This window comes from Catenulispora sp. GP43 (genome assembly GCF_041260665.1).
In the GTDB taxonomy this organism is placed as follows: Bacteria; Actinomycetota; Actinomycetes; order Streptomycetales; family Catenulisporaceae; genus Catenulispora.
The window spans coordinates 737,423-760,967 of sequence record NZ_JBGCCT010000002.1 but is presented as its reverse complement, the minus strand read 5'-3'; the positions used below and the strand labels follow the sequence as shown (position 1 = coordinate 760,967).

The window sequence follows — 23,545 nt, the reverse complement described above, 5'->3', positions numbered from 1 at the left end:
CCCCAACCCCCCCCCCCCCCCCCCCCGGGGGGGGCCCGCGCGGCGCGGCCCCCCCCCCCCCCCCCCCCCCGGGGGGGGGCCGCGCGCGGCCCCCCCCCCCCCCCCCCCCCGGCGCCGCGGCGCTGACCGCGCTCCAGGAGGCGATCGCCGTGTTCTGGCGCGAGGTGCTGGGGCTGGCGCAGGTGGCGGCCGACGACGCGTTCTTCGAGGTCGGAGGCGACTCGATCAAGGCGGTGAGCCTGGTCGGGGCGCTGCGGGCCGGCGGCTACGACGTGTCGGTGCGCGACGTCTTCGAACACCGCACGGTGGCCGGGCTGGCCGAAGCGCTGGCCGCGCGCGCCACGATCGCGGTGCCGGCCGCGCCGGGCACAGCCCGGTTCGCACTGGCTCCTCAGGGCTCTGTGTTCCCCGACGGAGTGCTGGACGCCTACCCGATCTCCCAGGTGCAGCTGGGCATGCTCACCGAGATGCTGGCCGCCGATCCCGGACGGGACCGGCCGTACCACACGGTGACCGCGTTCGCGGTCAGCGACGGCGGGGCCTTCTCCGAGAACGCGCTGCGCGGCGCCGCCGATCTGGTGACGCAGCGCCACGAGGTGCTGCGGACGTCCTTCGACCTGTCCGGCTACGCGGTGCCGGTGCAGCTGGTGCACGACCGGGTGACCATCCCGGTCACCGTCACCGATCTGCGCGGCCGGCCGGCCGTGGATCAGGAGGCGTGCGTCCGGGCCGCGGTGGAGCGCCAGACCAAGACGCTGTTCGACGTGGAGCAGGCGCCGCTGATGAGGATCGGCGCCTACCTCGTCGCGGACGACACCTGGTGGATCTGCGTGACGCACTGCCACGCGGTCCTGGAGGGCTGGAGCCACCACAGCCTGCTGGCCGAGCTGATCGGTGCCTACCGGCGGCTCCGCGACGGCGGCGAGCCCGAGCCCTACAACCCGCCGGCGCTGCGCTACGCCGACTTCGTCGCGGCCGAGGCCGAAGCCGTGACGGCCGGCGCCGACGTCGAGTTCTGGCGCGGCCGGGTGGCCGGGGCCACCAAGTTCGTGCTGCCGCCGCAGTGGGCGGTGCGCACGAGCCGGCCGGAGAAGTTCCACGTCCGGGTGCCGTTCTCGGACCTGGGGGCCGGACTGCGCGCCGCCGTCAACGCGTCGCAGACCTCGATGAAGGCCGTGCTGCACGCGGCGCACCTGAAGGTCATGAGCATGCTGACCCACGAGGACAGCTTCCACACCGGGCTGGTCATCGACGCCCGGCCGGAGGTCTCCGGCGCCGAACGCGTCTACGGGATGTACCTCAACAGCGTCCCGTTCCTGTTCGAGCGCACCGCCGCCACCTGGGGCGAGCTGGCCCGCCAGGTGTTCGACCGGGAGGCCGAGCTGTGGCCGCACCGCCGGCTGCCGCTGCCGGCGTTGCAGCGCGCCGTCGGCGACACCGACCTGATCGACGTGCTCTTCAACTACCTCGACTTCCACGAGTTCGAGTCCGGATACGCCTCTGTCGCCCCGGACGCGAACGCGGCGGTGATCGGGGCCGGGTCCAACGACTCGCCGTTCTCGGTCACCACCGGCGGCGGCTTCATCACCGTGGCCACCGACACCGGTGTGCTCTCCCGCGAGCACGCCGGGCGGATCGCCCAGCTCTACCGGGCGGTCCTGGTGGCGATCGCCGCCGATCCGGACGGTGACGCGACGGCGACGTTCCTGCCCGAGGGCGAGCTGGACAAGCAGCTGGGGGCGTGGAACACGTTCCCGAAACCGCGCCCGCGCGAGTCGGCCCTGGCCACCATCGAGCAGCAGGCGGCGCGGGTTCCCGAGGTGCTCGCCGTGGTCTCCGACGCCGGCCGGCTGACCTTCGCCGAGCTGGACGCCCGGGCCTCGGTGCTGGCGGCCCGGCTGCGGAACGCAGGGGTGGGCGCCGAGACCACTGTCGGCATCCTGCTGGACCGCGGCCCGGAGCTGATCGTCGCGTTCCTGGCGGTGTGGAAGGCGGCCGGCGCCTATGTGCCGCTGGATCCGGAACTGCCCGCGGACCGGATCGGCTACATGCTCGCCGACTCCGGCGCGCGGGTCGTGCTCACCGGATCCGACGAGCGGTTCGCACAGATTCTGCGGGAGTACGAAGGCACGGTCGTCACCGACTTCAGCGCCGACGGCACGCCTTTGGAGCCGGCCGGCGACGTCGATCCGGAGAGCCTGGCCTACGTCATCTACACCTCCGGGTCCACGGGACGGCCCAAGGGCGTCCAGATCACGCACGCCGGACTGGCCAACTACCTGTGGTGGGCCGTGGAGGGCTACGGAGCCTACGGGACCGGCGGCGCGCCGCTGTTCTCCTCGATCGCCTTCGACATGGTGGTGCCGAACATCTACGCGCCGCTGATGGCCGGCGAGCCGGTGACCCTGCTGCCGCCCCGGTTCGACCTGGACGATCTGGGCGAGCTGCTGGCCCGCCGCGCCCCGTTCAGCTTCATCAAGATGACGCCGGGCCACCTGGACCTGCTCACCCACCAGCTCGGCGCCGAGCCGGCCGCGACCCTGGCCGGGATGCTCGCCGTCGGCGCCGACTCCTTCCCGGCGCGGATCGCAGAGCGCTGGTTCGAGCTGGTCGGGGTGGGGCCCGGCCCGCGGATGCTGAACGAGTACGGCCCGACCGAGATCTCGGTGGCCAACAGCGTCCACCCCATCGACGGGCCGGTCACCGGCGAGGTGGTCTCGATCGGCAAGCCGGTCCCCAACACCACGATGTACGTGCTCGACGCCCGGATGCGGCCGCTGCCGGTGGGCAGCGTCGGCGAGATCTACATCGGCGGCGCGGGTCTGGCCCGCGGGTACGCCAACCTCCCGGCGCGCACCGCCTCGGCGTTCGTGCCCGATCCCTTCGGGCCGGCCGGGTCGCGGCTGTACCGCACCGGGGACCTGGCCCGGCTCCGGCCGGACGGCGACGTGGAGTTCCTGGGTCGCGCCGACCACCAGATCAAGCTGCGCGGCTACCGCATCGAGCCGGACGAGGTGCAGCAGGTGCTGGCCGCGCACCCGGCGGTCAAGGACGCGGTGGTGATCGTCCGCGACGAGATGCTGGTCGCCTACCACGTCCCGGTACCGGGCTCGGCGGCGACCGACGCGGAACTGGCGGCGCACTGCGCCCTCAAGCTGCCCGCCTACATGGTGCCGACGGCCTTCGTCGCGCTGCCGGGTCTGCCGTTGAACGCCAACGGCAAACTCGACCGCGGCGCGCTCCCGGCGCCGGGCGCCGTCGGGGCGGACGCCGTGCCGATGGTCGCGCCGCGCACGCCGACCGAACGCGCGCTGGCGGAGCTGTTCGGCGCCGCGCTCGACGCCGACGAGATCGGGGTGGAGCACGACTTCTTCGCCCTCGGCGGCCACTCGCTGCTGATGCTGCGCATCGTCGCGCAGGCCCGCAAGCAGGGTATGGAGATCTCGGTGCGGGACCTGGTGCGCGAGCGCACGGTCGCCGCGCTGGCCGCGCACATCGATGCGGCAGCGGTGACGGCGGTGGCGGCCGGACGGCGCTCGGCGCTGGTGTGGCTGGCCGAGTCCGGACCGCGCCGGGCGCTGTTCGTCCCGCACACCGAGGGCGGCAGCGCGCACTGGTTCGTGTCCCTGGCCGACCGGCTGGACGGCGTGCGCCCGGTGGCCGCGTTCGAGGCCGTCGAGCCGGGCCCGGTCGCGCAGATGGCCGCGCGCTACCTGCCGGAACTGCTGGCCGCGCAGCCCGAAGGGCCGCACACCCTGCTGGGCTGGTCCTCGGGCGCGACGATCGCCTGGGAGATGTCCCGGCTGCTGGTCGAACGCGGCCACGGCGCACCGGAGCTGATCCTGGTGGACCCGCTGGCCGATCTGCCGCCGACCGACACCGCGCCCCGGCACGCCAGCGAGATCCTCGCCGAGCTGCTGGCCGCGCGCGGCCTGGAGGGCGAGGAGCGCGAGCAGGTCGTCACCGAGCTGCTGGCCAAGGCCGGCGTCGCGGCCGGCGACGGGCTGCTGGAGGACGTCGCCGGGCACTTCGAGGTCTGGCGCGAGCTGACGCGCGCGTGCGCCGAGTACCGGTACGAGAAGACGGTCGCGAAGGTCCGGCTGATCGTCACCGACGAGTGCGCGCAGGGCACGCACTCGGTCTCCTGCGGCCACTCCTACCGGCGCTACCTGAACAGGTGGGTGCAGCTGTGCGGCGCGGGCCTGCGGGTCGACCGGCTGCCCGGCAGCCACGAGTCGCCGTTCGCCAAGCCGGGCACCAGCCTGCTGGCGGCGCTGGTGAACGAAGTGATGGCGAATTGAGACAGCGCGGACGGCACGCGGGCGGGCCGGGTCGGCGGGCCGGCCGGCTGGATCAGATTGCTGATTCGGCCGGGTCGGACTCGCCCACCCTGTCAGCCCTGCCCGCCCTGCGCGACAACCGCGACTTCCTGCTGCTGTGGACCGGCGCGGGCCTGGCCTTCGTCGGCGCGCGGATCAGCGCGGTGGCCTATCCGATGCTGGTCCTGGCCTACACCGGGTCGGCCTCGGACGCCGGGATCGTCGGGTTCTTCACGAACCTGCCGTACCTGCTGCAGCTGATGGGAGGTGTGCTCGCCGACCGGATGGATCGCAGACGTCTGATGATCGCCTGCGACCTCGGCCGGCTCGCCGCCGTCGCCACGCTGATCGCCGCGGTGGCGTGCGGGCGGTTCTGGCTGCCGCAGGTGGCCGCGGTCGCCTTCTGCGACAACGGGTTGGCCCTGCTGTACCGGATCGCCGAGCGGGCCTCGGTGCGCAACCTGGTGCGCCCCGAGGACCTGTCCGTCGCGCTGTCGCGCAACGAGGCGCGCCAGCGCGGCGCCGGGCTGATCGGGGCCCCGCTGGGCAGCTTCCTGTTCGCGGTGACCCGGTGGGCGCCGTTCGCTTCGACCGTGGTCAGCTCGGCGGGGTCGCTGCTGTCGCTGGCGCTGATCCGTACCAGGTTCCAGAGCGGACCGGTGCGGACCGAGGGCCGCTCGGTGTTCGGCGATCTCAAGACGGGCCTGGTCTGGGCCTGGCACCAGCCGATCGTGCGGGTGATCGCCGTGCTGATCGCCGGGAGCAACATGCTCTTTGCGGCGCTGACGCTGTCGTTGCAGGTGATCATGCGCCAGGAGTACGGCGGCTCCAGCGCCAAGGCCGGCGTCGCGGTCGGCGTGGTCTTCGGGATCTCCGGCGTCGGGGGCCTGCTCGGCGCGCTGCAGGCCTCGTGGTGGGCCCGCGTCGCCTCGCTGCCCGCGCTGGTCATCGGGTGCAACCTGGCGTGGGCGGTGCTGATGCCGCTGGTGGCCGTGGTGCGCGCGCCGGTCGTCCTGGGCGCGCTGTTCGCCGCGATGGGATACGCCGGCGCGTGCTGGAACGTGGCGGCCGCGACGTACCAGCAGCGGGTGACCCCGGACGAACTGCAAGGACGGTTACTGTCCGTCGCCATACTCGTCGCTTACGGTACTGTTCCGATCGGGTCTATGACAGGAGGCTTACTTTTGAACTCTTGGGGCGCAGTCCACACTGTGCTGGCGTTGGGGGCGTGCATGGCCGGACTGGCCGTGTGGACCGCGTTCAGCCCGGCGGTCCGCGATCTGGCGGCTGCCCCGCGTCCGGCTTCGGAGCCGGTGTCGCAGTCCTGAGATCAACCCAGAGGAGAGGCTCACCCTCATGCCACCCTTCCGCCGTCGTTCCCCTCAAGCCGTCACCCGGACCAGCCCGGGCCCGGCCCGCCTGCTCGGCGCGGCCGCGATCGCCTCGGCGGCCGTGCTCGCCGCGAGCGCATGCCAGTCCTCCGCGAAGGACGCCATCGACGAGAGCGGCTCCATGCAGCAGATGACCGCCGACGCCTCGGTGAGCGGCCACGTCACCGCGGTGTCCATCCAGGACGCGCGCCACGGCTCGGTCCGCGTACGCCCCGGCGGCGACTCCGGCGTGACGATCCACCGCACCGTCTACTACCACGACAGCACCAAGCCGACCCCGGGCCAGTCCCTGTCCGACGGCACCCTGACCTTCAGCAACGGCTGCTCGGACTGCTACATCGACTACGACCTGACGGTCCCGGCCTCGGCGACCATCAGCGCGGGCAACAGCAGCGGCCAGATCGACGTCGCCGGCGTCGCGTCGGTCGACATCAGCACCGACTCCGGTCCGGTCACCATCGACAAGGTACCCGGCACGGTGAAGGTGGACAGCTCCTCCGGCACGATCACCGGCACCAGCCTGGGCGCCGGCGCGGCGACGGTCCACTCCAGCTCCGGCGGCATCGACCTGGCCTTCGCCCAGCAGCCGGCGTCGGTGACCACCCAGAGCAGCTCCGGCGGCGCCACGCTGGCCCTGCCCGGCGGCCCGTACGCGGTGACGGTGCACACCAGCTCCGGCGGGCGGACGGTCAGCGTGCCGACCGGATCGGGGCCGGCGATTTCGGTGACCACGTCGTCCGGGGCGGTGGTCGTCAAGCCGAGCTGAGGTGGGTTTGGCAGAATTGAGTTGAGCTTGGCTGAGTTGAGCTGGTCGGCGGGGCTGCTTGTGCGGCCCCGCCGCCGGCTTGCCCATCGCTCCCGGTGCCGAGCGTCGCAGCACCCATAGATCCGGTATAGAAGCCCCTGTGACCCTGGGGCGATGAGCACTCAGACTGACGCGGCGCCGACCGCGGACGAGATCCGCGTGTGGCTGACCGAGCGGATCGCCTTCTACGTGGACACCCCGGTCGAGCGGATCGATCCGGAGGCCAAGCTCGCCGAGCTCGGGCTGGACTCGATCTACGTGCTGACCATGTGCGGCGACATCGAGGACTGGCTCGGCATCGTGGTGGACACCGCCATGGTCTGGGACCATCCCACGGTCGCCGCGCTCGCCGACCGGCTGGCCGAGGACGTCGCGGACCGATGACCGAGCCGACCGCGCAGGTGGCCGCGCCGACCGCGCCGACCGAGCCGACCGAGCCGACCGCGCAGCCGCTTTCGGTGGGGCAGGAGGCGCTGTGGCTGATCCACCGCATGGCGCCGGACAGCTCCGCCTACAACGTGGTGATGGCCGCCCGGGTCCTGGGCGAGCTCGATCTGGACGTGCTGCGGGCGGCGCTGCGGGCCACCGCGGTGCGCCACGACCTCATGCGCTCGGCGTTCGTCGAGGTCGACGGCGGGGTGCGCCGCGTGGTCCGGGACGCCGCCACGGTGCGGCTGGATCTGCACGGGCTGCCGGCCGGCCTCGCAGAGGACGAGCTCCACGACCTGGTTTACCGCAGCACCCAGGAGCCGTTGCGCCTGGAGGAGTCCGCGTTCCGGGTGTCGTTCTTCCGGCGCGGCGCCGAAGAGGGCGTTCTGACCCTGATCGCGCACCACGTCGCCACCGACGCCGGTTCGCAGGGCATTGTCATGAGAGATCTCGTCGAGGCCTGCGTGGCGGGTCTGGCCGGCCGGGACCCCGAGTGGCCTCCGCTGCCGGCCGGCTGGGACGACCAGGTCGCCGCCGAGCGGGAGCTGCTGGGCGGTCCGGACATCGCAGAGCACGAACAGTACTGGAAGGCGGTCTGCGCCGATGCCCCGACCGTGCTCGACCTGCCGGCCGACCGTCCCCGTCCGGCGCGCTCGGCGCTGCGCGGCGCGACGGTCGAGCTCCGGTTCGCCGACGAGCTCACCGAGCAGGTGCGCGCCGCCGCCTTCGGGCGCGGCCACACCCCGTTCGTCTTCCTGACCGGGGTGTTCCAGGCGGTGGTGCACCGCCACACCGGCCAGGACGACTTCCTCACCGGCTGGCCGACCACCACGCGGATGTCCCGCAAGATGCGCGACGTGGCGGGCTGCTTCGTCAACTCCTTGGTGCTGCGCGCGTCCCTGGAGCGGGACACCACCTTCGAGGACCTGTTCCGCGCGGTGAGTGCCCAGGTGCGCCAGGGTCTGTCCCACGTCGGCTACCCCTTCGCGCTGCTGCCCCGGGCCCTGGGCCTGCCGCACGACCCGGCCCGGCCGCCGCTGACCCAGATCGCGGTGACCATGGTGACGGCGAACAAGCTGCGCCCGCTGTCGGACATCCTGGCCGCCGGGGAGGCCGGCGGGCTCCAGTTCGAGGCCGGGCCGCTGCGGATCCGGGCGTTCGACGTCCCGCAGCAGGAAGGCCAGTGCGACATCATGCTGGAGATCATCCAGAGCAGCACCAGCATCCGGGCCTTCTTCAAGTACGACACCGCGCTGTTCGACCGTTCGAGCATGGAGCGGTTCGCCGACCGGTTCCTGCGCTTCGTGCGGGCCGCGGTCCAGGACCCGGACCTGCCGGTCGGCAGGGTGCCGATGCTCAGCGCGCAGGAACGCCAGGCGCTGCTCGCGATCGGCGCCGGGTGAAGGGGGCCGGGGCGATGACGTTATCGCAGGGTACGGATTTGCAGGTCTGCGCCGAGCGCCTCCTCGACGACATCGCCGGCTTCGCGAAGTTCGGCGAGCGACCCGATGGCGGCGTGGACCGGATCGCCGGCTCCCCGGCCGATCTGGAGGGCCGTGCCTGGCTGCTGCGGCGGGTCGCCGAGGCGGGGCTGGCCGGCTCGACGGACGAGATCGGCAACGTCTTCGCCGCCGCGCCGGACGGCGAAGATCGTTACCTGCTCACCGGATCCCACACCGACACGGTGCCCGGCGGCGGGTGGCTCGACGGTGCCTACGGCGTGATCGCGGCGCTGGAAGTGCTGCGCACACTGCACGAGAACCGGCATCCGGCCGCGCGTATGGTCCGGATGACAGGGTTCTTCGACGAGGAGGGCGCGCGTCCGGACTCGCCCGGCGGCCTGATCGGCTCCACGGCGTTCGCCGACTCGGCGGGCATCGCCGGGGTCGAGGCCTTCCTGGAACTGCACATCGAACAGGGCCCCCGGATGGAGACCGCCGGCTGGGATCTGGCGGTGGTGCAGGGCATCGTCGGCATCGACCGGTACGCCGTGACCATGAACGGCTCGGCCAACCACGCCGGCACCACGCCGATGCGGCAGCGCGCCGACGCCGGCATGGCCGCGACGAACCTGGCGGTCCGGCTGCGCCAGATCGCCGCCGCCATCGATCCGGCGATGGTGGTCACCGTCGGCTTCATGGAGTTCGTCCCCGGCGCCCCCAACGTCATCCCCGGCGAGGCCCGCCTGGTGGCCGAGTTCCGGTCCGGATCCGAGCACGCGCTGGACGCCGTGGGCTCCGCGCTCCGGTACGCGGCGCAGACCGTCGCCGCAGCCGAGCGGTGCACCTGCGACGTCGTCCGCATCTCGGCCAAGCCGGTGACGGTCTTCGACGCGCGACTGTGCCGGATGCTCGAGACCGCCCTGGACCGGGCCGGCGGAACCGCCACCCGGCTGCTCAGCTACGCCGGCCACGACGCCAGCGTCCTGGCCGCCAGGGTGCCGACCGCGATGATCTTCGTGCCCAGCACCGCCGGGGTCAGCCACAATCCGAAGGAGGACACCCCCGAGCCGCAGCTGGTCCGCGGGGCGCAGGCGCTGCTCGAATCAGTCATCGAATACGCCTCGGCTAAGGTGCGGGTATGACGCAGGACGCCGCACGCCGAGCCCTGAAGAAGTGGTTCCCCTTCAGCGAGGAACCGGCTCCCGGACTGCCCTTGTACGCGCTGCCGCACGCCGGCGGCGGAGCGTCGGCCTATCGGGGGTGGATCGCCGAGCTCGCCCCGGCGATCCGCGTCGTGCCGGTCCAGCTGCCCGGACGCGAGGGCCGCTTCGGCGAACCCCTTCCCGCCTCGCTTCCGGCCCTCGCGGCCGAGGCGGCCCGTGCCGTGCTCGGCCACACCCCGGACGGCCCGTTCGCCCTGTTCGGCCACAGCATGGGCGCCCTGGTCGCCTACGAGCTCGCCACCGCGCTGGCCGCGGCCGGACGTGCCCCGACCGCCCTGGTGGTGTCCGGGTTCCGGGCGCCGCAGCTGCTGCGCGATCGCCTCGGCGTGCATCTGATGACCGACGGCCAGCTCCGCGAACATCTGCGGGCGCTGGGCGGATCCCAGTCCGAGATCCTGGACGACGCGGCCATGCTGGAACTGCTCGCCCCGACGATCCGCGCGGACTACCGGATGTGTGACGACTATGTGTGCGGCTACCACCCTCCGCTGGAGCTGCCGGTGTCCGCCATAGGTGGAACGAACGATTCCCGCGTCAGTGCGGAGCACCTGCAAGCCTGGCAAATGGTGACCACCGGGCCGTTCCGGACGCGGCGCTTCCCCGGCGGCCATTTCTATCTGCGCGATCAACGCGACGAGGTCCTGGAATTCCTTGCGGAGGAACTCATGGGGATTCACCGTTAGGGTCCTGACAAGGCGGGAGGTGCGGCCACGGAGAGTGACAACCCTTTGAGTCATCAGTACGCTGATGTCAGCCGTGTTTCCGAGTTCGAACTTGGGATGAAGTTCGCACGTTTGATTTATCGCTTCAGCTATCATCGTTAAGGGGGATACGGGGAGCAGACGTTACGGGGGGATGCATGGCAGTCTCCGAGGGGTTTGAAAGTGCATTTACCACCGAAGTGGGGGATCTCGACCATGCGGGGTTGCTGGAGCGTACCCGCCGTGTGGAGAAGGAGCTGCGCGACCTTCTCGGCGAACTGCGCGACGTGCTGCGCCACGGCGGTGCTCCGCCGCTGCCCGAGCACGAGCTGACCGGGCTCGCCGAGCGCGAGCGCGAAGGCCGGCCGACACACCTGATCCGGGGCATGACGCGGATCAACGAGGCCATCCGGCTGATCCTGGAGTGGTCGCACAAAGAGGTGCTGCTGGCCCAGCCCGGCGGCGCCCGGTCCAAGCCGACGCTGAACAGTGCGCTGCCCACCCACCTGGACTGCCTCAACCGCGGCGTGGTCACCAGGACCCTGTACCAGCATCCCGCGCGCTACGACCAGCCCACGCGGGACTACGTGCGGGCCACCGCCGAGCACGGGGCCCAGTTCCGGACCCTGGACGAGTTCTTCGACCGGCTCATCGTCGTGGACCGGCACGTGGTGATCGTCCCCACCAACTCCGAGCGCACCGAGGCGGCGATGTTCACCGACCCCGCGGTGGCCCGCTTCGCCGCGGACCTGTTCGAGCGCTTCTGGAGCCGGGCCATCGACTTCGAGCCCGCCGGCCCGGTGGAGACCGCGTCCCTGGTCGGCACCGAGGTGCAGGAGGCCATCAAACGGCTGGTCATCGAGGGCAAGACCGACGAGCAGATCGGCCGGCGGGTCGGGCTCAAGCCGCGCGCGGTGCAGAACCACCTGCAGCGGATCAAGAACGAGCTCGGCGCGAAATCCAGATCCGAGCTGTGTTTCCTGCTGGGCCGGCAGAGCGTGCTGGACGACCTCGCGCTGGAGGAGACGCAGCGTGAGTAGCCGCGACGAGCAGCCGCGACGAGTATCGAGTAAATATTGCCCGTTCCTCCACGCTTGGCGCGATATTCGCGATGGAACGGAGCATCACCATGGACCATGCATGGAGCGCCGAAGCCGGTGACATCACCCTGACCGCGGCCGAGCGCGCGACGGTGGCCGGGCTCGGCGCGGAACTGGTCGGCCGGGAGTATCCGAGGATTGACGAACAGGCCTGGGTCACCCGGGCCCGGGAGCACAGCGCCGGGCTGCCCGACCGGCTGCGCGCGGCGATCCGCGCCTACCGGCACGATCCCGGCGTCGACGGCCTGCTGCTCGTCCGCAACCTGCCGATCGAGGGAGCAGGGCTGCCGCCGACCCCGATGGTGGCCGAGTCGGTCGAGCGGATCCCGACCGGGCCGGCCGCTGTCATCGCGCTGCTCGCCTCGAGCCTGGGCGAGCTGGCCGCCTACCGCGCGGAGAAGGGCGGCGCGCTGGTGCAGAACGTGGTGCCGGTGCCCGGCCGGGAGGGCAGCCAGAGCAACGCCGGGTCCGTGTCGCTGGAGATGCACGTGGAGAACGCCTTCCACCCGCACCGCCCGGACTATGTAGGCCTGCTGTGCCTGCGCAACGATCACGAAGGACAAGCCGGGACCGTGGTCTCCTCGATCCGCCGGGCCCTGGAGCACCTGCCGGCCGCCGCGCGCGAGGTGTTGCACGGCGAGCGCTTCGTCACGGCCCCGCCGCCCTCGTTCTCCGCCGGCGACGGCGGGGCGCCGCACGCGGTGCTCACCGGCGCTCATGAGGACCCTGATGTGCGCGTCGACTTCAACGCGACCGTCGCCGCGGACGACGAGGCGAAGGTGGCCCTGGAGGCGCTGCGCGAGGCCTTCACCCAGGTCAGTGCCCAGCTCCCGCTGGCCGCCGGCGAACTGGCCTTCGTGGACAACCGGATCTCCGTCCACGGCCGCACCGCCTTCACCCCGCGCTACGACGGCCGGGACCGGTGGCTGCACCGCGCCTTCGTGCATCTGGACGGGCGGCGGACCCGGGGGCATCGGCCGGAAGGGGCCGCGGTACTGGTCTGAACAGTATGGGTCTGAGCTCGCGATACGGCTTGCCGGCACCCGCCTCGAAGTGTCAGGTATAGGGGTGCTATAGGGCAGCGGCGAATGATCGAACCGTGGCAGATCACGCACTCACCGGCATTCTATCCGCTGTCGGCAACACCCCGCTTGTGGAACTTGAGCGTGTGCCGGCCGGGTTCGACGGCCGGCTCTTCGCCAAGTTGGAACGGTTCAATCCGGGCGGCAGCATCAAGGACCGCCCGGCGATCAGCATGCTGATGGGCGAGATCCGCTCGGGCCGGTTGATCCCGGGCCGGTCGGTCGTCGTCGAATCCTCCTCCGGAAACCTCGCCGTCGGCCTGGCCCAGGTCTGCCGGTACCACGACATCCGCTTCATCTGTGTCGTGGACGCCAAGACCACCGAGCAGAACCTCGCGATCCTGCGGGCGCTGCACGCCGAGGTCGAGGTGGTGACCGAGCCGGACGCCGACGGGGAGTACCTGTCGGTGCGCCTGCGCCGGGTCCGGGAACTCGTGCGGTCGATCCCGCACGCGTACTGGCCGAACCAGTACGCCAACGAGATGAACCCCCGGGCCCACTTCTCGACCATGAACGAGATCGTCGAGGCGCTGGACGGCCGGCTGGACTACCTGTTCACCGCGACCAGCACCACCGGCACCCTGCTGGGCTGCAAGCGGTACGTGCGCGAGCACGGGCTGGCCACCAAGGTGGTCGCGGTGGACGCGGTGGGCAGCGTGCTATTCGAGCCCGGCCCGCCCACCGGCCCGCCGGTGCGCCGGCTGATCCCGGGCCACGGCGCCTCGGTCCGCTCCGCGCTGTTCGAGCCGGACACCGCCGACGAGGTGGTGCACGTCACCGACCTGGAGTGCGTGGTCGGCTGCCGCCGGCTGAGCCTGCGCGAGGCGCTGCTGGCCGGCGGCTCCTCCGGGGCGACGCTGGCCGCGTTCGAGCGGCTGCGGCCGCGCATCGCGCCGGGCTCGCTGTGCGTGCTGATCTTCCCCGACGGGGGCGACCGCTACCTGCACACCATCTATTCCGACAGCTGGGTGCAGGAGCACTTCGGCGAAGTCTCGCACCTGTGGAAGACCCCTGATTCAACCGCCGCGGCGGGGCACGGGAAAGGTTGACGATGCTCATCATCAGAGGGCGCGAGGTTCGGGAGATCCTCGACGGCCGCGAGAACGACCTGATCGACCTGGTCGGGCAGGCCTACGCGGCGCACGCGCGGGGCGCGTCGATGCTGCCGCACTCGGTGTTCCTGCGCTTCCCCGACGACGCGCGCAACCGCATCATCGGACTGCCCGGCTACCTGGGCGGTGAGCACGAGAGCGCCGGCATGAAGTGGATCGCCTCCTTCCCCGGCAACCTGGAGGCCGGACTGGAGCGGGCCAGCGCCGTGCTGGTGCTCAACTCCCCGCGCACCGGCCGCGCGCAGGCGCTGCTGGAGGCCTCGCTCATCTCGGCGAAGCGCACCGCGGCCAGTGCCGCCCTGGGTGCCGCGCTGCTGGTGCCGGACCCGGAGCGGGTGAGCGGCGTCGGCCTGATCGGGACCGGCGTGATCAACGCCGAGATTCTCGCCTTCCTGGCTGCCAAGCTGCCCGCGCTGGCCGCGGCGACGGTGTTCGACCAGGACCCCGAGCGGGCCCGGGAGTTCGTCGACAAGGCCGCCAAGCGCCTGCCGGGCCTGCGCTTCGCCGTCGCCGCGACGATCGAGGAGGCGCTCGGCGCGCACGAGCTGGTCTCGTTCGCCACGACGGCGGCGACCCCGCACGTCGGGCTCGAAGCGTGCCGGCCGGGCGCCACGGTGCTGCACATCTCGCTGCGCGACCTGTTCCCGGACGCGATCCGCGGCGCGCAGAACGTGGTCGATGACACCAACCACGTCCTGCGCGAGCGGACTTCGCTGGACCTGGCCCGCCAGCAGACCGGCGACCACGCCTTCGTCGACGCCCAGATCGGCGATCTGCTGGCCGGGCGCTCGGACTTCCGGCGCGACCCGGAGCGCGTCGCGGTCTACTCGCCGTTCGGTCTCGGCGTGCTCGACCTGGCCCTGGCCCGGCTGGTCTTCGACGACGCGCGCGAGCAGGGCGTCGGCGTGGCCGTGCCCGACTTCCTGGACGGGGAGGACTCATGAGCACCGCCCGGATGCCGGCCCGCCGCAGCGGGAACATCGGCGTGTTCTGCGGTTCCCGGGCCGGGACGAAGCCGCAGTACATCGCGGTCGCGGCCGAGTTCGGGGCGGCGCTGGCCGCCCGGGACGCCGGACTGGTGTACGGCGCCGGCGGCGTCGGCGTGATGGGCGCGGTGGCGCAGGCCGCGATCGAGGCCGGCGCCCAGGTGACCGGGGTGATCCCGCACGAGCTCTTCGAGCGAGAGCGGCCCGACCTGCTCGGCGTGGAGCTGTTCGTCGCGCGCTCCATGCACGAGCGCAAAGCCCTGATGTACCGGCTCTCCTCGGCGTTCGCGGTGCTGCCCGGCGGCTTCGGCACGCTGGACGAGCTGATGGAGGTCGCCACCTGGAACCAGCTGGGCTTCCACGACAAGCCGGTGGTCCTGCTCAACGTCGCGGGGTTCTTCGACCCGCTGGTCGCGCTGCTGGACCACATGCACGCGGAGGGCTTCTTCACCGCGGCCGAGCGGGCGCTGATCCAGGTCGCCGAGGACTGTGAGCAGGCGCTGGACCTGCTCGGACACGCGCGCCGGGTCCCAGTCGCGGCGGGATCGGAGAACGCGGCATGACACAGGAGCGTGCGGCATGACCAGGAGCGCGCGCGATGACACCGGAGCACGCGGCATGACACAGGAGTACACGGCATGAGGCATCTGATATCCCTGACCGATCTCGGGGCCGAGGACCTGGCCGCGATCGCCGCCCGCGGCGTCCAGTTCCGGCACGGCCGGGCCGCGGCGGGCAAGCCGCTGGAGGGCCAGATCGCCGGCGTCTACTTCCGCCGGACCTCCACCCGGACCCGCACCGCCTTCACCACGGCGGCTCTGCGGCTCGGCGCCCAGGTGATCGCCTACGGCCCCGGGGACCTGCAGCTGAACACCGGTGAGACGATGGCCGACACCGGCCGGGTGTTCTCCGGCATGCTCGACCTGCTCATCGCCCGGACCTCCGACGACCCGCGCGAGCTGCGCGAGCTCGCCGAGCCCGGCGGCATGTCGGTGGTGAACGCGATGACCGCCGACGAGCACCCGACGCAGGCGTTGGCCGACCTGACCACCCTGCTCGACCGCTTCTCCGCCCTGGAGGGCCTGCGCCTGCTCTACGCCGGCGAGGGCAACAACACCGCCGTCGCGCTGGCCCTGGCGCTGAGCCGGTTCTCCGGGGTCCGGTTGGAGCTGCGCACGCCGGCCGGCTACGGCCTGCCCGCGGGTGTGCTGGAGAAGGCCCAGACCCTGGCGGCGAAGCACGGAGCGTCCGTGACGGAGCTGCACGAGCCGCCGGGCAAGGGCGCGGCCTGCGACTTCGACGCCGTGTACACGGCGCGCTGGCAGACCACCGGCACCTCCAAGGCGGACCCGCTGTGGCGCGAGTCGTTCGACCCGTTCCGCATCGAGGAGCGGTGGTGGGACGGCGGCGCGGAGGCGGTGTTCATGCACGACCTGCCGGCCCACCGCGGCGAGGAGGTCACCGCCCAGGTGCTCGACGGCGAGCGGTCGATCGCCTTCGAGCAGGCCGAGAACAAGCTGCACAGCGCGATGGCGGTGCTCGAGTGGGTCCGCTCCGAACGGCCGTGAGGAGCCGGCCGCCGATGTCTGTCGGACCGGACGCGGCCAAGGGGTTCGGGTCATCGTGATCGACCCGAACCCGCCGACCGCCGCGTACGCCGTCGACCTCGTCGCGGTCGAGCCGCTGCCGATCGAGCCCGAACCGGCCGACGAGACCCTCGTCACGGCGACCGGCATCGAGGTCGACGCGCTCTACGACGGATCAGAGCTCTACATCGGCGGCGTCATGGAGGACGTCGAGGGGACCGGCACCGACCCGGCGCTCGCGCTGCCGCCGGTCACCCTCGGCCGCCGGGACGTCGAGCGCGTGCGTGCCGCCGTCGAGGACGTCGCTCGCGTCATGGGAATCAGAGGCCTGGTGCACGTCCGGTTCGCCTTGGCGTCCGACGTCCTGCATCTGCTCGCGGCCGACCCGCGCATGGCGCGGACCGTGCCGTTCGTCTCGAAGGCGACCGGCGTGCAGCTCGCCCGGGCGGCGGCCCGGATCGCGCTCGGTGCGAGTATCGCAGAGCTGCGCGATGAGGCCTTGCTGCCCGCCCGCGGTGACAGCGGTACACCTGGGCCGCACGCGCCGATCGCGGTACGGGTGGCGGTCCCGCCGTCCGACGCGGTCATGGGTGTCGACGACTACTTCGGCGCCGCTTACGCGAAGGCGAAAGCCAGCGCGGGCATCAAGTTGCCGACCGCGGGCCGAGCGTTCGTCTCGGTCGCGCACGGGGACACCCGGTCGACGCTGTTCCCGATCAAAACGTTGGTGGCTCTGGGCTTCGAGGTCCTCGCGCCCGAGGAAACCGCCGCCGTTCTGCGCCGGTACGGGATCCCGGCGACGCTTGTCCGACACGACGTCGAGGGCGAGGTAGATCTGATCGTCAGCACCGCGCCGACGGCAACCGAACCGAGTCCGGATGCGCGTGCCGGGGGAGTGCCTTGCGTCACCACCGCGGCGGAGCTCGCTGCGACCGTGCGTGCCATCGAGGCGCTCGTCCGACCGCCCTCGGCTTGAACTATCCGGATGCACGATCCGGCCCGGAAGCAGCTCACCCACAGGGGCTGCTTCCGGGCCGTCACCCGGGGGTGTCAGCGCGATCCCGCCGGCCGCGTCGGCGATGGCGGTTTCGGCGGGTCGTCGGGAGCGTTCACTGGCCGGGCATCTCAACGCCTCTTGTGCTCGCGCTTGGGCCGGCCCAGCGGCGTGAGAGTGAGCAGCCAGGTGAAGACGGCGATCAGCACGGCGCCCCGCAGCGCCGACCCGAAGCCGTCCAGCCGCAGATCCGAGGAGCCCGCCGCGACCATCCGCAGCAGCACCGCGTTGATGACGATGCCGAACAGCCCGAGCGTCAGCAGCATCAGCGGTGCGGTGACCAGGCGCAGGATCGTCCCGAGGACCAGGTTCAGCAGGCCGAACACGGCTGCGATCCACAGCCCTCCGGAGATCCCGCCGCGCAGCCACATCCCGGGCGAGACCCAGGCGGCCAGGGCGAACGCCAGGGCGAGGATGATCCACGAGGCGAGCAGCCGTTTGAGCATCAGGCCGCCAGGAGCTTCTGCTTGGCTTGTTCGAACTCGGCGTCGTTGATCACCCCGGAGGACTTCAGATCCGCGAGCCTGGCCAGCTGGTCCACGGTGCCGGCCTGGCCGTCGGAGGAGCCGGCGGTCTTGCGGATGTAGTCGTCGAAGGCCTGCTGGTTCTTCTCGGCGTGGGTCTGGGCCCGCTCGGCCATGCGGTCGCCGCGGGCGATCAGGTAGATGAAGATGCCGATGAACGGCAACAGCAGCACCAGTAGGGTCCAGCCGACCTTGCCCCAGCCGCTGAGCTCCCGGTCGGTGAAGATGTCCGCGATGATGCGGAACAGCAGTATGAGCCACATGACCCAGATGAAGAACCAGAAGATCATCCAGAAGGCGTTCAGCAGGGGATGGGACATCGCCGTTGCTCCTCTCGTCCTGTCGCGACGTTAAGAGCGTTGGGTGGGGCGCACGCGGCAGGAGCGGCATTCGGGGGAGTTATCAGCGCGATATAGCCGCCGCCTACCTTCAGCCTCCGAACAGGAGGAGGACGCATGGACGGGCAGCCGGACAGGCAGCGGTTGGTGGTCGGGATCAGCGGTGCGACCGGCATCGCGTACGGAGTGCGGGTGCTGGAGCTGGCGCGCAAAGCCGGGGTCGAGACGCACCTGGTGGTGACGCCGGCCGGCCAGCAGACCCGCGCGTATGAGACGGACCTGTCGATGCCCGATCTGGCAGCGATGGCGGACGTGGCCTATCGGCCCGCCGACGTCGGCGCGGCGATCGCCTCGGGCTCCTTCCGCACCGCCGGGATGATCGTCGCGCCCTGCTCCATCAGGACCCTGTCGGCGATCGCCTACTCCAACGGCGACAACCTGCTCACCCGCGCCGCCGACGTGACGCTCAAGGAGCGGCGGCGGCTGGTCCTGATGGTGCGCGAGACCCCGCTCACCCTGGGCCACCTGCGTGCGATGACCGCCGTCACCGAGTCCGGCGGCATCGTCATGCCTCCGGTCCCGGCCTTCTACCTGCGGCCGGAGACCGTCGCCGACATCGTCGACCACACCGCCGGCCGAGCCCTGGACCTGCTCGGTATCGACGTGCCCGATATGCCCCGCTGGGGTGAGTGACGCGGCTCGCCGGCTCGTCCCCGCACCGCCCCGGACGCATACTGGATCCGTGACCAAGAAGCCGCGGCCGGCGGGCCGCCCCTCCGCCAGGCGTCGATGGTTCACGGTGGCCGCCGTTCTCGCGACGATCGCCGCCGAGACGGCGTTCATGCGCCGGCGCGGCTACAGCGTCGGGCTGCACACGGTCGTCCGGTGCCGTCAGGACCATCTGTTCACGACGATCTGGATCCCGGGGGCGTCGCTGAAGTCCATCCGGCTCGGGCTCGTGCGGTTCCAGTACTGTCCGGTCGGCCGGCACTTCACGGCGGTGCGGCCGGTGAAGGACGCCGATCTCAATGAGGAGATCCGGGTCGCGGCCGGGCTGTACCACGACATCTCGATCCCCTGAGGCGTCTGCCTGATACCGGTACCGATCGTTTACTCCGGCGCCGGCCCGTTCGGGACGACCGCCATCGGGCACTCCCCGTGGTGCAGCAACGCGTGCACCACGGGTCCGATCGACAGCCGGTGGTGATGTCCCTTGCCCTGGCGCCGTGCGCCGACCACCAGCAGCCCGGCCGATTCGGTCGCCGTGACCAGCGCTCGCCCGGGCGGGCCGATCTCGACCCGCGCGGCCGCCTCGACGCCGGGATGGCGGCCGGCGGCTGCGTCCACCAGCTCGGTCAGGCGTATCTGGTGCTGCTGCTCGATCAGGGTGGCGTCGTGGCCGGGGCCCGTGGTGTGGCGCAAGTGGTTCACGTTCCGCGGCTGTTCCCAGACGTGGACCACCTCCAGCGCCGCGTTCCGGCGCGCGGCCTCGGCGAAGGCGAAGTCGAGCACGTCGTCGCAGGGGTCTTCGACGTCCACGGCCGCGACCACCGCCGCGACCACCGCCGCACCGTCGGCGCGACGGCGGTCCTCGCCGTCCTCGCCGTCCTCGCCGTCCTCGTCGCCGGCGGGGACGACGAGCACCGGGCAGGCGGCCTCGGCCAGCACCCGCAGCGTCACCGAGCCCGGCAGGGTGTCCACGGTGCCGCCGGGGTTCCCGACCACCAGCAGCCCGGCGTGCCGGCTGGCCTCGCCCAGCACCTCCCAGACCCGCCCGGCGACCACGCGGCCCTCGACCGGCAGCCGCGGATGCCACGAGCGCACCAGGGTGATCGCGTGCCCGACCAACAGGTTCGCGGAGTCGACCAGGTCCGTCGGCGCCCATTCGGCCGTGTCGGGCAACGGCAGCGTCGCGCCGTGGGGGATCGGCCCGGGGTAGGCGTTGACGACGACCAGCGCCTGCCCGCTCCGCACGGCCGCCGCGGCCGCCTCGGCCAGGGTCCGGTCGCCGGATCCCGAGCGGTCGTAGCCGACGACGACGCCGTCGCTCATCATCGCGAACCTCCACCGCCTCGGGCCGGCACCGGCCTCAGCGCCCTCGACCCGCCACGGTGACCGCGACCGGAACCGCCGCGATCACCATCGCCACGCCGATCAGACAGCGCGCGCCGGGTCTTGAGACTTCTCCCATCCTCGGCCCACGAAGCCCGCCGACGGTGTCGGATGCGCCCGATCAGGTGAATACTGCGTCCGCGCGCCCAGCAGCGCGCGGCGTCGCGCACGGTCGGCGGTCATGTCGCGGACCACGCCGGCGAACTGCCGGGCCACCGACGGCCAGCCCAGCGTCGCGCCGACGCTGTGCGCGGCGGCCTGCGCGGCGTGCAGCCGCTCGGGGTCGGCCAGCAGGGCCCGCAGCCCCTCGGCGAACGCCGCGCTGTCGCCGGGCTCCACGACGTTCCCGGCGCCGGTGCGCAGCAGGTCCTGCGCGTAGCGGTAGGACGTGGAGACCACCGGGCACCCGGCCGCCACGGCGAAGGTGAGCGCGCCGGAGCTGATCTGCTCGGTGGAGTGGTACGGGGTCAGGAACACCTCGGTCGCGGCCAGCAGCGCCGCGATCTCCTCGTCGGTCAGGAAGAAGTCCAGGAACCGGACCCGGTCCTGGACGCCCAGCTCGGCCACCAGGCCGGTGAGCCGGTCGCGGTAGTCCTCGCCGTGCTGCTTCGCGACCTCCGGATGGGTGGCCCCGGCGATGACGTAGACCAGGTCGGGGTGCTCCTCGGCCAGGTTGGCGACGGCTTCGACCGCCACCTCCAGTCCCTTGCCCGGGGAGATCAGGCCGAAGGTGGAGACGATGCGGCTCTGCGCGCCCTCGGCCAGCACCTCGGCGACCTCCGGCCGCACCCCGCCGGCCGTACCCGTACCCACACCCGCGCCCGCGCCCCGCCGCGGGCCCGGCACGTGCGGACGGTCCCAGTCCTCGCGCAGCGCCGTGGGCGCGCCGTGCGGCACTATGAAGATCCGGTCGGCCGTGGCCATCCCGGTGGACGTCACCAGCGTGCGGGCCACGGGGGTGAAGACGGCGACGGCGTCGGCGCCGCGGCACAGCCGGCCCAGCGCCGAGGCCTGCCCCGGACTCGGGTGGGACAGCACGGTGTGCAGCGTCACCAGGTACGGGACGCCGAGTTCGGTCAGGCGCTCGGCGAACAGGTTGATCCAGTCCCCGTCCGGCCCGCCGAAGATGCCGTATTCGTGCTCGATGACGACCGCGTCCACCCCGGCGCGCGCGATGCGCTCGGCGGCGGCCGGGTAGTCCGCCATGGTGTGCTGGCCGATGACGAAGGCCGCCTGGCCGTCGTAGTCCAGGCCCTCGTTGTCCACGGCGCAGACCAGCGTCTGGATGTCCGGCGCCGCGTGGGCCATGGCGGTGCGCAGGTCGTGGGTGAAGGTGGCGATGCCACAGTGGCGCGGGAGGTACGTCGATACGAAGGCGATCCTGCTCGGCCGGTCTGTGGTCATGGGCGCTTACTCCTGTCGTCGGCACGAAGGTCGTCACCATCACGATATGTGATCGTTTGGACCCTTAATGTCATGACAATGGCCGCAGAATGGCCGGCGCTTCGGCATTTCAGTGACTGGAGTGACGGAATGAGACTATTGATGCGGGAGTGACGAATCAGAGGTCATATAAGAGATCGAAATCACACCATCCGCGCCCAGCCCGGCCAGCAGACGCAGCCCGTCCTCCGCGGCGCTGTCGGGAGCCGCCGACAGTATCAGAAGCTCCATGCTCGAGTCGTCCGGCAGCGCGAAGTTCTCCACGTGCAGGTCCAACAACCCGACCAGCGGATGCCGGTAGACCTTGCGTCCGTGCGTCCGGGCCCGCACATCCGCGCGGGCCCACAACCGTCGGAAGCGCTCACTGCCCATCGCCAACTCGCCGATCAGCGAGGCCAGGCGCGGGTCGTCGGGGTACTTGCCGGCGGCCAGGCGCAGGTGGCCGACCACGTCGAGGGTGCACTGCTCCCAGTCCGCGTAAAGACCGTTCTCCGCTTCCTCCAGGAAGATGTGCCGGGCGATGTTCAGGCCCGGGATCGGCCGGCTGTGGAGAAGCGCGGCCAGGCGGTTCCCGGCGAGCACGTCCAGACGGTGGTCCATGATCTGCGCGGGTGCGTCGGTGACCAGGTCCAGGACGCGCGACAGCTCGGGCCGGATCCGGCTGCCGGGGGTCTTCACCCGCCGCCGGCGCTGCCGGGCCAGCCGGTACAGGTGCCCGCGCTCGGTCTCGTCCAGGCCCAGGACGCGGGCCAGCGCGTCCAGGACGTGCTCGGAGGGCTGGGTTGCCCGGCCCTGCTCCAGGCGCACGTAGTAGTCGACGCTGACGCCGGACAGGTGCGCGACCTCCTCGCGGCGCAGCCCCGCCACCCGGCGGCGGCTGTCCGCCGGGATGCCGACGACCGCCGGGTCGACCCGGGAACGCCGGGTCCGCAGGAACCCCGCAAGATCGTCCATGTCCTCAGTATGGCTCCGGTGATGCGTGGTGAGAGCGCGCGAAGGTGGTCCTGTCGGTACCAGGAACTCCGTGCCGTGGGAAGTCGGGCCCCTGAATACCGGGCGCCGCCGTGTTCAGAATCGAAGGCACCCGAACTCAGGAGTGCTCATGAAGACACTGATCGTCTACGCCCACCCGGAGCCGAAGTCGCTCAACGGATCTCTGAAGGATCTCGCGGTCTCCACACTGGAGGGCGCCGGACACGAGGTACAGGTGAGCGACCTGTACGCGATGAACTGGAAGACGGCCGTGGACGCCGCGGACTACGGCCCCGGCGCCTCACGTCCCCTGAAGGTCGCTCTGGACTCGGGCCGGGCCTTCGACGCCGGCACGCTGACCCCGGACGTCCGCGCCGAGCAGGAGAAACTGCTGTGGGCCGACACGATCGTCTTCCAGTTCCCGCTGTGGTGGTACGCGATGCCCGCGATCCTCAAGGGCTGGGTGGACCGGGTGTTCACCTACCACTTCGCCTACGGCGTCGGCGAGCACAACGACACCCAGTACGGCGAGCGCTTCGGCGAGGGTACGCTCGTCGGCCGCAAGGCCCTGCTGTCGGTGACCGCCGGCGGCCCGGAGTCGCATTACGCGGCGCGCGGGATCAACGGCCCCATCGAGGACCTCCTGTTCTCGATCCAGCACGGCATCCTGTACTACCCCGGCATCGAGGTCCTGCCGCCGTTTGTGCTGTACGGCACCGACCGGATGACCGACGAGGACTTCCCCGACGTCGCCAAGGCCTGGCGACAGCGCCTGCTGACCCTGGAGACGACCGAGCCGATCGCGTTCCGGCGCCAGAACTTCGGCGACTACGAGATCCCCTCGTTGCAGCTCAAGGAGGGCCTGGAGCCGGCCGGCCGCACGGGGTTCGGGCTCCACGTGCGGGGCTGACAGACAGACAGGCAGA

22 protein-coding genes are annotated in these 23,545 nt (G+C 71.7%); 17 read left to right on the top strand and 5 right to left on the bottom strand.

Going from position 1 to position 23,545, the window contains the following annotated elements:
• Nucleotides 1–149 precede the first annotated feature (149 nt).
• The 14 genes from ABH926_RS07145 (at nucleotide 150) to ABH926_RS07080 (ending at nucleotide 17,152) form a co-directional block, all read left to right on the top strand.
• A complete protein-coding gene (locus ABH926_RS07145) occupies nucleotides 150–4,301 on the top strand; it encodes an amino acid adenylation domain-containing protein (RefSeq protein ID WP_370364555.1) in 4,152 nt (1,383 codons plus the stop codon).
• Complete coding sequence (locus tag ABH926_RS07140) at nucleotides 4,298–5,647, top strand: MFS transporter (RefSeq protein WP_370364554.1); 1,350 nt, start codon at nucleotides 4,298–4,300, stop codon at nucleotides 5,645–5,647. The genes ABH926_RS07145 and ABH926_RS07140 overlap by 4 nt, the downstream gene beginning before the upstream one ends.
• 28 nt (nucleotides 5,648–5,675) lie before the next feature.
• Entirely contained in the window at nucleotides 5,676–6,476 is an 801-nt protein-coding gene (locus ABH926_RS07135; protein ID WP_370364553.1) for a DUF4097 family beta strand repeat-containing protein, read from the top strand.
• A 153-nt stretch (nucleotides 6,477–6,629) separates the two neighbouring features.
• Complete coding sequence (locus ABH926_RS07130) at nucleotides 6,630–6,899, top strand: acyl carrier protein (RefSeq protein ID WP_370364552.1); 270 nt, start codon at nucleotides 6,630–6,632, stop codon at nucleotides 6,897–6,899.
• Complete coding sequence (locus ABH926_RS07125) at nucleotides 6,896–8,347, top strand: condensation domain-containing protein (RefSeq protein WP_370364551.1); 1,452 nt, start codon at nucleotides 6,896–6,898, stop codon at nucleotides 8,345–8,347. The genes ABH926_RS07130 and ABH926_RS07125 overlap by 4 nt, the downstream gene beginning before the upstream one ends.
• Nucleotides 8,348–8,361: 14 nt before the next feature.
• Nucleotides 8,362–9,528, top strand: coding sequence for a M20/M25/M40 family metallo-hydrolase (locus tag ABH926_RS07120; RefSeq protein ID WP_370364549.1), 1,167 nt, complete (start codon nucleotides 8,362–8,364; stop codon nucleotides 9,526–9,528).
• The gene (locus ABH926_RS07115; RefSeq protein ID WP_370364548.1) at nucleotides 9,525–10,292 is read left to right on the top strand and encodes a thioesterase II family protein; all 768 of its coding nucleotides are present in this window, start codon (nucleotides 9,525–9,527) and stop codon (nucleotides 10,290–10,292) included. The genes ABH926_RS07120 and ABH926_RS07115 overlap by 4 nt, the downstream gene beginning before the upstream one ends.
• 242 nt (nucleotides 10,293–10,534) lie before the next feature.
• Nucleotides 10,535–11,350, top strand: coding sequence for a LuxR C-terminal-related transcriptional regulator (locus tag ABH926_RS07110; RefSeq protein WP_370364547.1), 816 nt, complete (start codon nucleotides 10,535–10,537; stop codon nucleotides 11,348–11,350).
• Nucleotides 11,351–11,439: 89 nt separating this feature from the next.
• Nucleotides 11,440–12,414: a TauD/TfdA family dioxygenase gene (locus ABH926_RS07105; protein ID WP_370364546.1), complete on the top strand. Its 975-nt coding sequence runs from the start codon at nucleotides 11,440–11,442 to the stop codon at nucleotides 12,412–12,414.
• A gap of 95 nt (nucleotides 12,415–12,509) precedes the next feature.
• On the top strand, nucleotides 12,510–13,541 hold the full coding sequence (gene sbnA / locus ABH926_RS07100; RefSeq protein WP_370364545.1) for a 2,3-diaminopropionate biosynthesis protein SbnA: 1,032 nt from the start codon (nucleotides 12,510–12,512) through the stop codon (nucleotides 13,539–13,541).
• 2 nt (nucleotides 13,542–13,543) lie between these two features.
• Complete coding sequence (gene sbnB / locus ABH926_RS07095; protein WP_370364543.1) at nucleotides 13,544–14,548, top strand: 2,3-diaminopropionate biosynthesis protein SbnB; 1,005 nt, start codon at nucleotides 13,544–13,546, stop codon at nucleotides 14,546–14,548.
• On the top strand, nucleotides 14,545–15,153 hold the full coding sequence (locus ABH926_RS07090; RefSeq protein ID WP_370364542.1) for a TIGR00730 family Rossman fold protein: 609 nt from the start codon (nucleotides 14,545–14,547) through the stop codon (nucleotides 15,151–15,153). The genes sbnB and ABH926_RS07090 overlap by 4 nt, the downstream gene beginning before the upstream one ends.
• A gap of 75 nt (nucleotides 15,154–15,228) precedes the next feature.
• The gene (locus ABH926_RS07085) at nucleotides 15,229–16,158 is read left to right on the top strand and encodes an ornithine carbamoyltransferase (RefSeq protein ID WP_370364540.1); all 930 of its coding nucleotides are present in this window, start codon (nucleotides 15,229–15,231) and stop codon (nucleotides 16,156–16,158) included.
• Between the two features lie 55 nt (nucleotides 16,159–16,213).
• Nucleotides 16,214–17,152, top strand: a complete 939-nt coding sequence (locus tag ABH926_RS07080; RefSeq protein WP_370364539.1) for a hypothetical protein — start codon at nucleotides 16,214–16,216, stop codon at nucleotides 17,150–17,152.
• A gap of 149 nt (nucleotides 17,153–17,301) precedes the next feature.
• On the opposite strand, the gene ABH926_RS07075 is transcribed toward ABH926_RS07080, so the two are convergent.
• Both ABH926_RS07075 and ABH926_RS07070 read right to left on the bottom strand, forming a co-directional pair.
• Nucleotides 17,302–17,676 (bottom strand): phage holin family protein, encoded by a 375-nt coding sequence (locus ABH926_RS07075; protein WP_370364538.1) that lies wholly within the window; start codon nucleotides 17,674–17,676, stop codon nucleotides 17,302–17,304.
• On the bottom strand, nucleotides 17,676–18,074 hold the full coding sequence (locus tag ABH926_RS07070; RefSeq protein WP_370364537.1) for an SHOCT domain-containing protein: 399 nt from the start codon (nucleotides 18,072–18,074) through the stop codon (nucleotides 17,676–17,678). The genes ABH926_RS07075 and ABH926_RS07070 overlap by 1 nt, the downstream gene beginning before the upstream one ends.
• A gap of 135 nt (nucleotides 18,075–18,209) precedes the next feature.
• On the opposite strand from ABH926_RS07070, the gene ABH926_RS07065 reads away from it, so the two are divergent.
• Together ABH926_RS07065 and ABH926_RS07060 are read left to right on the top strand one after the other, a co-directional pair.
• Nucleotides 18,210–18,785: a UbiX family flavin prenyltransferase gene (locus ABH926_RS07065; RefSeq protein ID WP_370364536.1), complete on the top strand. Its 576-nt coding sequence runs from the start codon at nucleotides 18,210–18,212 to the stop codon at nucleotides 18,783–18,785.
• Between the two features lie 49 nt (nucleotides 18,786–18,834).
• The gene (locus tag ABH926_RS07060; protein ID WP_370364535.1) at nucleotides 18,835–19,173 is read left to right on the top strand and encodes a hypothetical protein; all 339 of its coding nucleotides are present in this window, start codon (nucleotides 18,835–18,837) and stop codon (nucleotides 19,171–19,173) included.
• 29 nt (nucleotides 19,174–19,202) lie between these two features.
• Here ABH926_RS07060 and ABH926_RS07055 read toward each other — a convergent pair whose 3' ends face one another.
• The 3 genes from ABH926_RS07055 to ABH926_RS07045 form a co-directional block, all read right to left on the bottom strand.
• Nucleotides 19,203–20,147 carry a universal stress protein gene (locus ABH926_RS07055; protein ID WP_370364534.1) on the bottom strand — a complete coding sequence of 315 codons (945 nt, stop codon included), beginning with the start codon at nucleotides 20,145–20,147 and terminating at the stop codon, nucleotides 19,203–19,205.
• 99 nt (nucleotides 20,148–20,246) lie between these two features.
• Complete coding sequence (locus tag ABH926_RS07050; protein ID WP_370364533.1) at nucleotides 20,247–21,608, bottom strand: glycosyltransferase; 1,362 nt, start codon at nucleotides 21,606–21,608, stop codon at nucleotides 20,247–20,249.
• A 135-nt stretch (nucleotides 21,609–21,743) separates the two neighbouring features.
• Entirely contained in the window at nucleotides 21,744–22,601 is an 858-nt protein-coding gene (locus ABH926_RS07045) for a helix-turn-helix transcriptional regulator (RefSeq protein WP_370364532.1), read from the bottom strand.
• Nucleotides 22,602–22,749: 148 nt separating this feature from the next.
• On the opposite strand from ABH926_RS07045, the gene ABH926_RS07040 reads away from it, so the two are divergent.
• Nucleotides 22,750–23,529, top strand: a complete 780-nt coding sequence (locus ABH926_RS07040; protein ID WP_370364531.1) for an NAD(P)H-dependent oxidoreductase — start codon at nucleotides 22,750–22,752, stop codon at nucleotides 23,527–23,529.
• Nucleotides 23,530–23,545 lie beyond the last annotated feature (16 nt).

Bases quoted from the DNA above. Each gene is read 5' to 3' on its own strand.
- ABH926_RS07070 (WP_370364537.1), bottom strand. From the start codon at position 18,074: ATGTCCCATCCCCTGCTGAACGCCTTCTGGATGATCTTCTGGTTCTTC.
- ABH926_RS07130 (WP_370364552.1), top strand. From the start codon at position 6,630: ATGAGCACTCAGACTGACGCGGCGCCGACCGCGGACGAGATCCGCGTG.
- ABH926_RS07055 (WP_370364534.1), bottom strand. From the start codon at position 20,147: ATGATGAGCGACGGCGTCGTCGTCGGCTACGACCGCTCGGGATCCGGC.
- ABH926_RS07040 (WP_370364531.1), top strand. From the start codon at position 22,750: ATGAAGACACTGATCGTCTACGCCCACCCGGAGCCGAAGTCGCTCAAC.
- ABH926_RS07085 (WP_370364540.1), top strand. From the start codon at position 15,229: ATGAGGCATCTGATATCCCTGACCGATCTCGGGGCCGAGGACCTGGCC.
- ABH926_RS07105 (WP_370364546.1), top strand. From the start codon at position 11,440: ATGGACCATGCATGGAGCGCCGAAGCCGGTGACATCACCCTGACCGCG.
- ABH926_RS07050 (WP_370364533.1), bottom strand. From the start codon at position 21,608: ATGACCACAGACCGGCCGAGCAGGATCGCCTTCGTATCGACGTACCTC.
- ABH926_RS07125 (WP_370364551.1), top strand. From the start codon at position 6,896: ATGACCGAGCCGACCGCGCAGGTGGCCGCGCCGACCGCGCCGACCGAG.
- ABH926_RS07065 (WP_370364536.1), top strand. From the start codon at position 18,210: ATGGACGGGCAGCCGGACAGGCAGCGGTTGGTGGTCGGGATCAGCGGT.
- ABH926_RS07075 (WP_370364538.1), bottom strand. From the start codon at position 17,676: ATGCTCAAACGGCTGCTCGCCTCGTGGATCATCCTCGCCCTGGCGTTC.
- ABH926_RS07115 (WP_370364548.1), top strand. From the start codon at position 9,525: ATGACGCAGGACGCCGCACGCCGAGCCCTGAAGAAGTGGTTCCCCTTC.
- ABH926_RS07090 (WP_370364542.1), top strand. From the start codon at position 14,545: ATGAGCACCGCCCGGATGCCGGCCCGCCGCAGCGGGAACATCGGCGTG.
- ABH926_RS07120 (WP_370364549.1), top strand. From the start codon at position 8,362: ATGACGTTATCGCAGGGTACGGATTTGCAGGTCTGCGCCGAGCGCCTC.
- sbnB (WP_370364543.1), top strand. From the start codon at position 13,544: ATGCTCATCATCAGAGGGCGCGAGGTTCGGGAGATCCTCGACGGCCGC.
- ABH926_RS07045 (WP_370364532.1), bottom strand. From the start codon at position 22,601: ATGGACGATCTTGCGGGGTTCCTGCGGACCCGGCGTTCCCGGGTCGAC.
- ABH926_RS07135 (WP_370364553.1), top strand. From the start codon at position 5,676: ATGCCACCCTTCCGCCGTCGTTCCCCTCAAGCCGTCACCCGGACCAGC.